The organism is Micromonospora sp. ATLC20 (assembly GCF_057196585.1).
The window spans coordinates 1-7,563 of record NZ_JBXUOV010000235.1 but is presented as its reverse complement, the minus strand read 5'-3'; the positions used below and the strand labels follow the sequence as shown (position 1 = coordinate 7,563).

Below are 7,563 nucleotides of genomic sequence, written 5' to 3'. Positions count from 1 at the left end.
GTCGCGGGCCTGTGCGGGGTACGGGCCGGGCGGCACCAGCCGCAGCGCCGGCGCGGCCGGTTCCTCGGCCGGCAGCGCCCACCGCGAGCCCTCCGACCGGCGCTGCCCGGGCGGGGTGTCGCCGGGGCGCCGGCCGAGGCGGGACAGTATCAGCATCACGGCCCAGCCGACCAGCAGGAATCCGTGGCTGACCAGCCGGGTCATCGCCACCTGCCCGGTGATCAGGTCGTTGACGGACAGCAGTACGAGCGTGGCGACGAACGCGCTGAGCATCGGCAGCAGGCCGGACGGGGCGGACCGGCGCGCGGCCACGTAGAGGAACCCGGCGCCGACGGCGACGTTCCACGCCGCCGACTCGTGCCACAGGTGCTGGCCGGAGGCGTGTGCGTGCTCGACGACGGCCTCCCGGCCGATCTGGGCCAGGCCGAGGACGAGCTGCACCGCGCCGAGCAGGCCGAGCGCCCCGCGCAGGCCGAGCGTGATCCGGTGGCGGCGGCTGGGCCGGGGCGGGGGAGCGGCGGCCAGGACCGCGTCGACCAGGTCGGGCACCTGCGGGGCGAGCTGCGTACGGGCCCGCCGGGTCACCGACGCCGCGGAGTCGAACCAGCCGCGGCAGCCGGCGCATCCGTTCAGGTGCGCCTCGGCCGCCTCGATCTCCGAGCCGGACGCCTCACCGTCCAGCTGTGCCGACAGGATCTCCCGCCACTGCTCACACGCCATGTAGGGATAGTCGTCGCCAGAGCCGCGCTGGTTCCCGGCGGGGTGCGGGTCACGCCTCGGTCAGGCGGGATTTCTGCACCTTGCCCATCGCGTTGCGGGGCAGCGCGCCGACCAGCCGTACCTGCCGGGGGCGCTTGTGCGCGGACAGGTGCCGCGCCACGAAGTCGATCAGTTCGGTCTCGGCCACGCCGTCGCCGACCACGTACGCGGTCACCTGCTGGCCCAGGTCGGGGTGGGGCGTGCCGACCACCGCCGCCTCCCGGACGCCCGGGTGGGCCAGCAGGGCGTCCTCCACCTCGCCGGCCCCGATCCGGTAGCCGCCGCTCTTGATCAGGTCGGTGGCGGCCCGGCCGACGATCCGGTGGGCGCCGTCCGGGTCGACCGTCGCGATGTCGCCGGTGCGGAACCAGCCGTCGGCGGTGCGGGTGGCCGCGTCTGCGTCCGGCCGGTTCAGGTAGCCGTCGAACAGCGTGCCGCCGCGTACCTGCAGCTCACCCATTGCGGCGCCGTCGGCGGGCAGCGGGCCGCCCTGCTCGTCCACCACCCGCGTGTGCACGCCGGGCAGCGGCACGCCTACCGTGCCGGGCCGCCGGGGACCGTCCGCGCGGGCGCTCACCGTGACGAGCGTCTCGGTCATGCCGTACCGCTCCAGCGGCCGGTGCCCGGTCAGCCCGGCCAGCGCCGCGAAGACCGGCTCGGGCAGCGCCGCGCTGCCGGACACGAGCAGCCGGGCGCCGCGCAGCGCACGCGCCGCCGCCGGTTGCGCCGCGATCCGCGACCAGATCGTGGGTACGCCGAAGTACAGCGAGCCGCCGGCTGCCGCGTACCGCTCGGGGTGGGGCCGGCCGACGTGGTGCAGCCGGCTGCCGACGCGCAGCGGGCCGAGCACGCCGAGCACCAGCCCGTGGACGTGGAACAGCGGCAGGCCGTGCGCCAGCACGTCGTCCGGGGTCCAGGCCCACGCCTCGGCGAGCCCGTCCAGGCAGGCGGCGACGGCGCGGCGGGACAGCACCGCGCCCTTCGGCGCGCCGGTGGTGCCGGAGGTGTAGAGGATCAGCGCGGTGGCCGCCGGGTCCGGTTCGGGATGTGTGGTGTCCGCGCGCCGGGCCAGGTCCAGCGGTACGACAGGCGGCGAGCCGGCGTGCGGTGTGCCGGGCGGCGCGAGCAGCAGCTCCGCGCCGGAGTCGCGCAGGATGTGGTCGCGTTCCATCGGGCCGGCGTCGGGCGGCACCGGCACCACCGCCGCGCCGGCGAGCAGCCCGCCGACCACGCCGACCACCGTCTCCAGACTGGCCGTGGCGGGCACCGCCACCCGGGTCGCGCCGCGCAGGTCGTCGGCGACGGCGGCGGCCGCCCGGCGCAGTTCCACCCAGGACAGCGACCGGTCGCCCACCCGGACCGCGCCGGGGCGTTCGTCGGTGGACCCGGCGAGCCGGCTCAGCAGCGACACGCGCACCCCTTTCCGGTATGTCCGCCCGATGTACCGCGACCGTAGCCGGGCCGGCCACCCCTGCCGGGTGTGCCGTCGGGTATGTGTCATCGTGGTCGGCGGCGAGGGAGGGTGGCATGTCGGGTCCGTTGCACGGGGTGCTGGTCGCCGACTTCTCCCGGATTCTCGCCGGCCCGTACGCGACGATGCTCCTGGCCGACCTCGGCGCGGACGTGGTCAAGGTGGAGGCGCCCGGCGGCGACGACACCCGCGGCTGGCGGCCCCCGGTTCGCGACGACGTCTCCACCTACTACCTGGCGGTCAACCGCAACAAGCGCTCACTGGTGCTCGACCTGACCGATCCCGGCGACCTGACGCTGGCGCACCGGCTGGCCGACCGGGCGGACGTGCTGATCCAGAACTTCCGTCCGGGCGCGCTGCGCCGCTTCGGCCTCGACCACGACACGGTCACCGCCCGCAACGCCCGCCTGGTGTACGCCTCGATCAGCGGCTTCGGCGACGCCGGGGGCGCCGACCTGCCCGGGTACGACCTCATGGTGCAGGCCGCGGCCGGGCTGATGAGCCTCACCGGGGACGCGGACGGCCCGCCCTACAAGGCCGGGGTGGCGGTGTTCGACGTGATCGCCGGGCTGCACGCGGCGGTCGGGATCCTGGCCGCGCTGCGGCACCGCGACGAGACCGGGCGCGGGCAGCACGTCACAGTGGACCTGCTCTCCTCGGCGCTGTCCGGGCTGGTCAACCACACCAGCGCGTACGTCGCGGGTGCGGCGGCCCCGCACCGGATGGGCAACGCGCACCCGAGCATCGTGCCGTACGAGCCGCTGCCCACCGCCGACGGCGAACTGGTGGTGATCGCCGGGAACGACGCCCAGTTCCGTACCCTCTGCCGGGTGCTCGCCGTGCCGGAGCTGGCCGACGACGCGCGGTTCCGCCGCAACGCCGACCGGGTCGCGCACCGCGACGAGCTGCGGCCGCTGCTGGTGGCGGCGCTGTCCCGGCGCGGCAGCGCGGAGTGGTTCGCCGAGCTGCGCGCCGCCGGCGTGCCGTGCAGCCCGATCAACTCGGTGGCCGAGGGGGTGGCGCTGGCACACGGGCTGGGCCTGGACCCGGTGGTGACGACCGGTGGGGTGCCGGGCATCCGGAACCCGATCGGCCTGTCCGGGGCGCCGCCCCGCTACGACCTGCCGCCGCCGGAGCTGGACGAGCACGGCGCCGAACTGCGCGCCTGGCTCGCCGCGGAGTGACCGGCCCGGCCGCCGTCAGAGCGTCTCGACCAGCCGGAAGCGTTCCAGCACGGCCGCTGTGTCGTCGTCCACGGTGAACGCCGGGTCGCCGAGCCAGCCGCGGTAGTCGTCGCCGTGCCAGAACCGCTCGTGGCCGGCCCGCCACGCGGCGACCGTGTCGAACCCCTCGCCCTCGTCCCGGGCGTGGTCGAGATCGACGTCACCGAGGCGGGTGACGCGGACCTCGACCAGCTCGATCACCGCCACCGGCCGCCCGTCGGAGTCGATGACCGCCGAGCGGGTGCCGACGACCGGCAGTGGCTCGCCCTCGATCTCGTAGTCCTGGAGCAGCCCGGTGGTGGTGGTCTTGCTCCCGTCGAGTACCGCGGCGACGAGCTGGTCGCGCAGCGGGCCGGGGAAGGCGAACTCGAAGGTGGGCAGGTCGGCGTCCATGCGCGGCAGCGTCCGGCCGAGCCAGTCCAGGAGCACCCGCTCGTACTGCGGGCTGACGCTGTCCAGGTCCTCACCCTCGCCGAGCGTGGGCGCGTGGTCGCAGCCGGCCAGCCGGGCCACCGTCAGCTCGGCGTCGCGGGCCGCCCGCCGCCACACCGCGAGGCTGTCCTCGATCGGGATCCACGCGTCCGTCTCGCCGTAGCAGAGCAGCACCGGGCAGGTCAGCCGCGCCAGCACCGGCGCCGGGTCGTAGTCCATGTCGGTCCAGGTGCCGGGCGTGGCGGGCAGCTGCTCGGGCAGGAACGCCAGCGGGAACCACGGCCGCCGCGCCGCCGCGTCGATCGCCGCCTGCGCCACCGGGCGCGGTACCTCGCCGCGCTGGTACCCCTCGGCGACGCGGCGCAGCTCGGCCAGCCCGGCGAGGTCGGCCGGCCCGTAGCCGTTGCGGCGGAGCTGCTCGGCGGTGCCGTGGCGCATCTGGACCGCGGGGCTCACCGCGCTGCACCCGACGAGGACGAGGAAGTCGACCGGGTGCCGGTTGGCGGTCAGCGCCGCCGCCCACGCGCCCTGGCTGAAACCCCAGAGCCCGACCGGGGCCGTCCCGACGTGCCGGCGCAGCTCGGTGAGCGCGGCGGACGCGTCGTCGGCCTGGTCGGCCAGCGGCACGTCGCGCCCGTCGATCCGGGGGCGGCGGTCGTAGCGCAGCACCGCGATCCCGGCCGGCGGCAGCAGCCGGGCCAGGTGTTCGTAGAGGAAGTAGGACCGCTGCCCGGCGTGCGAGCCGTGCAGCACCACCAGGCCGCCGCGTACCGGCCCGGCCGGCAGGTCGAGGACCGCCGGCAGGCCCGCCGCGCCGACCGTCGTCTCCATACCGGGCAGTGAACCACGAACCGTCCCGCCCGGTGGTCCCGGTCGCCGTCCGGGACACCCGCGTGCGTACGCTGACCAGGTACGTCGCCGCGACCGTGGAGAACCGCCATGACCAGCCCCGCATCCCGTACCGTCCGGGTCGCCCGCGCCGAGGACGTGACCGCCCTCGTCGACCTGATCGAGTCGGCGTACCGGGGCGAGCGCAGCCGGCAGGGCTGGACCCACGAGGCGGACCTGCTGGCCGGGCAGCGCACCGACCCGGAGATGGTGGACGCCGCCGTCACCGGCCCGGGCGGCGTGGTGCTGGTCGCCGAGCAGGACGGCGACCTGGTGGCCTGCTGCCAGCTGGAACGCCGCGACGACCACGTCTACTTCGGCATGTTCGCTGTCGCCCCCGGCCGGCAGGGCGGCGGCCTGGGCCGGGAGCTGCTGGCCGAGGCCGAGCGCTACGCCGCCGAGCAGTGGCACGCCGGTGAGATGCGGATGACGGTGATCGTCCAGCGCGACGACCTGATCGGCTGGTACGAGCGGCGCGGCTACGTCCGCACCGGCGAGCTGAGCCCGTTCCCGTACGGCGACGAGCGGTTCGGTGTGCCGCTGCGGCCGGACCTGGCGTTCGAGATGCTGCGCAAGAAGCTCGGCTGACTCAGCCGGGCCGGTCGACGAGCGCGACGAGCTTCTTCGGGGCCAGCACGCAGTAGCTCTCGGTGAGCAGCTCGGTGACCTCGGTCCAGTCCGTGTCCGCGTCCAGCCGCAGGCCCACCACGTCGGCGGCCCAGTCCGGCTTGAAGAAGTGCGGCCCGGCCGCGAGCAGCCCGGCGATCTCGTCGCCGGGGGAGCGGAACGTCATCACGCAGACCGGCTCGTCGGTCGCCGCGGCCCGCGCGTACGCCGCCTGGTGGCCGGGGTCGACGGTGAGCACGTGGGCGAACGTGCGGCCGCGGATCCGCCACCGCACGCCCACCCAGGCCGCTTCCTCGTAGGTCTCCGGCAGGCCGAGGCAGACCGGCCGCAGTCGGTCGAGGTGCTCGGGTGGGACGTCTCCGGGGCCGGTCATGCGCGCAGGCTAGCCGCAGCCCCCGACATTCCGGCCGCACCGGCGTGGCGACCCCGCCACAGCGCGTCCGACCAGGAAATGTCGTAGCCGGGGAGTACGACAGCGATGAGTTTCGGTGAGCCGCACGGTCAGTGCCGGGAGAACCCCCTTCAGGACGGAAGGACGAGACATGAGCGGCATACGAGTACTTGTCGGCACGCGCAAGGGCGCGTTCATCCTGACCTCGGACGGCAAGCGTGACGACTGGACCGTCGACGGACCGCACTTCGGCGGCTGGGAGATCTACCACCTGACAGGTTCACCCGTCGAACCGGACCGGCTGTACGCGTCCCAGTCCGGCGGCTGGTTCGGGCAGCTGATCCAGCGCTCGGACGACGGCGGCCGGACGTGGACGACGGCCGGCAACGACTTCGCCTACAGCGGCGAGGTGGGGCAGCACCTCTGGTACGACGGCACCCCACGGCCGTGGGAGTTCAAGCGGATCTGGCACCTGGAGCCGTCCCGCCACGACCCCGACACCGTGTACGCGGGCGGCGAGGACGCCGCCCTCTACCTGAGCACCGACGGCGGCCAGAAGTGGTCCGAGCTGACCGCCCTGCGGCAGCACCCGACCGGCCCGTCGTGGCAGCCCGGTGCGGGCGGGATGTGCCTGCACACGATCCTGCTCGACCCGGCCGACCGGGACCGGATCTACGTGGCGATCTCGGCGGCGGGCGCGTTCCGCAGCGACGACGGCGGCGCGAGCTGGCTGCCGATCAACAAGGGGCTGCGCTCGGGCGAGATCCCGGACACCGACTCCGAGGTCGGGCACTGCGTGCACCGTCTCGCGCAGCACCCGTCCCGGCCGGACACGCTGTTCATGCAGAAGCACTGGGACGTCATGCGCACCGACGACGCGGGCGCGAACTGGCGGGAGGTCAGCGGCGACCTGCCGACCGACTTCGGCTTCCCGATCGCGGTGCACGCGCACGAACCGGAGACGGTCTACGTGGTGCCGATCACCAGCGACTCGCTGCACTACCCGCCGGAGGGCAGGCTGCGCGTCTACCGCAGCCGCACCGGCGGCGAGCACTGGGAGCCGCTGACCGAGGGCCTGCCGCAGTCGCACTGTTACGTCAACGTGCTGCGCGACGCGATGGCCGTCGACACGCTCGACCCGTGCGGCGTCTACTTCGGCACCACCGGCGGGCAGGTCTACCACTCGGCCGACGGCGGCGACACCTGGGCGCCGATCGTGCGCGACCTGCCGGCCGTGCTCTCGGTCGAGGTCCAGGTGCTGCCGTGATCCGGGTGGTGCTGCCGGCGCACCTGAAGAACCTGGCGCACGTCGCCGGCGAGGTACGCGTCGAGGTGGCCGGGCCGCCCACCCAGCGGGAGGTGCTCGACGCCCTGGAGACCGCGTACCCGATGCTGCTCGGCACGATCCGCGACCGGCACAGCGGGCAGCGCCGGCCGTTCGTCCGCTTCTACGCCTGCGAACTGGACCTCTCCAACGAGTCCCCGGACGCGCCGCTGCCGGAGGAGGTGGTCGCCGGCAAGGAGCCGTTCATCGTGCTCGGCGCGATGGCCGGCGGTTGAGCGGCACGGCCGGCGGTTGCGCACCGATCGGCGGTTGAGCGGCGCGGCCGGGAACCGCGCCCGTCACCGCCACGTCTGACCGGCATGACAGGTCACGGACCCCGGACGCTTGGATGGACGATGGCCGCCGCGCTGGCTCTCGCCGGCTGCACCGCGTCACCCCCGGCCGCCGACCCGCCGCCCGCCGGCCCGCCCGCCGGGCAGGTCGTGCC

8 protein-coding genes are annotated in these 7,563 nt (G+C 75.0%); 4 read left to right on the top strand and 4 right to left on the bottom strand.

The genetic code is table 11. From position 1 onward, the window contains the following. Both AC2CHG_RS28600 and AC2CHG_RS28595 read right to left on the bottom strand, forming a co-directional pair. Positions 1-720 (bottom strand): zf-HC2 domain-containing protein (locus tag AC2CHG_RS28600; RefSeq protein WP_484525962.1); only part of this gene is annotated, 720 nt, incomplete at its 3' end. Positions 721-769: 49 nt separating this feature from the next. Continuing rightward, positions 770-2,170 (bottom strand): acyl-CoA synthetase, encoded by a 1,401-nt coding sequence (locus tag AC2CHG_RS28595; RefSeq protein ID WP_262015307.1) that lies wholly within the window; start codon positions 2,168-2,170, stop codon positions 770-772. Positions 2,171-2,286: 116 nt separating this feature from the next. Between AC2CHG_RS28595 and AC2CHG_RS28590 the strand changes: the two genes are divergently transcribed. Then, a complete protein-coding gene (locus AC2CHG_RS28590) occupies positions 2,287-3,414 on the top strand; it encodes a CaiB/BaiF CoA transferase family protein (protein ID WP_484525961.1) in 1,128 nt (375 codons plus the stop codon). A 15-nt stretch (positions 3,415-3,429) separates the two neighbouring features. Here AC2CHG_RS28590 and AC2CHG_RS28585 read toward each other — a convergent pair whose 3' ends face one another. Beyond that, a complete protein-coding gene (locus AC2CHG_RS28585; protein WP_484525963.1) occupies positions 3,430-3,846 on the bottom strand; it encodes an ASCH domain-containing protein in 417 nt (138 codons plus the stop codon). Between the two features lie 978 nt (positions 3,847-4,824). Between AC2CHG_RS28585 and AC2CHG_RS28580 the strand changes: the two genes are divergently transcribed. After that, the gene (locus AC2CHG_RS28580) at positions 4,825-5,361 is read left to right on the top strand and encodes a GNAT family N-acetyltransferase (RefSeq protein ID WP_484525960.1); all 537 of its coding nucleotides are present in this window, start codon (positions 4,825-4,827) and stop codon (positions 5,359-5,361) included. A gap of 1 nt (position 5,362) precedes the next feature. Here the strand turns inward: AC2CHG_RS28580 and AC2CHG_RS28575 are convergent, their stop codons facing one another. After that, positions 5,363-5,773: an MmcQ/YjbR family DNA-binding protein gene (locus tag AC2CHG_RS28575; RefSeq protein WP_262015304.1), complete on the bottom strand. Its 411-nt coding sequence runs from the start codon at positions 5,771-5,773 to the stop codon at positions 5,363-5,365. Positions 5,774-5,942: 169 nt separating this feature from the next. Between AC2CHG_RS28575 and AC2CHG_RS28570 the strand changes: the two genes are divergently transcribed. Together AC2CHG_RS28570 and AC2CHG_RS28565 are read left to right on the top strand one after the other, a co-directional pair. Continuing rightward, positions 5,943-7,058 (top strand): WD40/YVTN/BNR-like repeat-containing protein, encoded by a 1,116-nt coding sequence (locus AC2CHG_RS28570; RefSeq protein ID WP_355509159.1) that lies wholly within the window; start codon positions 5,943-5,945, stop codon positions 7,056-7,058. Further along, positions 7,055-7,351, top strand: coding sequence for a MoaD/ThiS family protein (locus AC2CHG_RS28565; protein WP_135240025.1), 297 nt, complete (start codon positions 7,055-7,057; stop codon positions 7,349-7,351). Before AC2CHG_RS28570 ends, AC2CHG_RS28565 begins: the two co-directional genes overlap by 4 nt. Positions 7,352-7,563 lie beyond the last annotated feature (212 nt).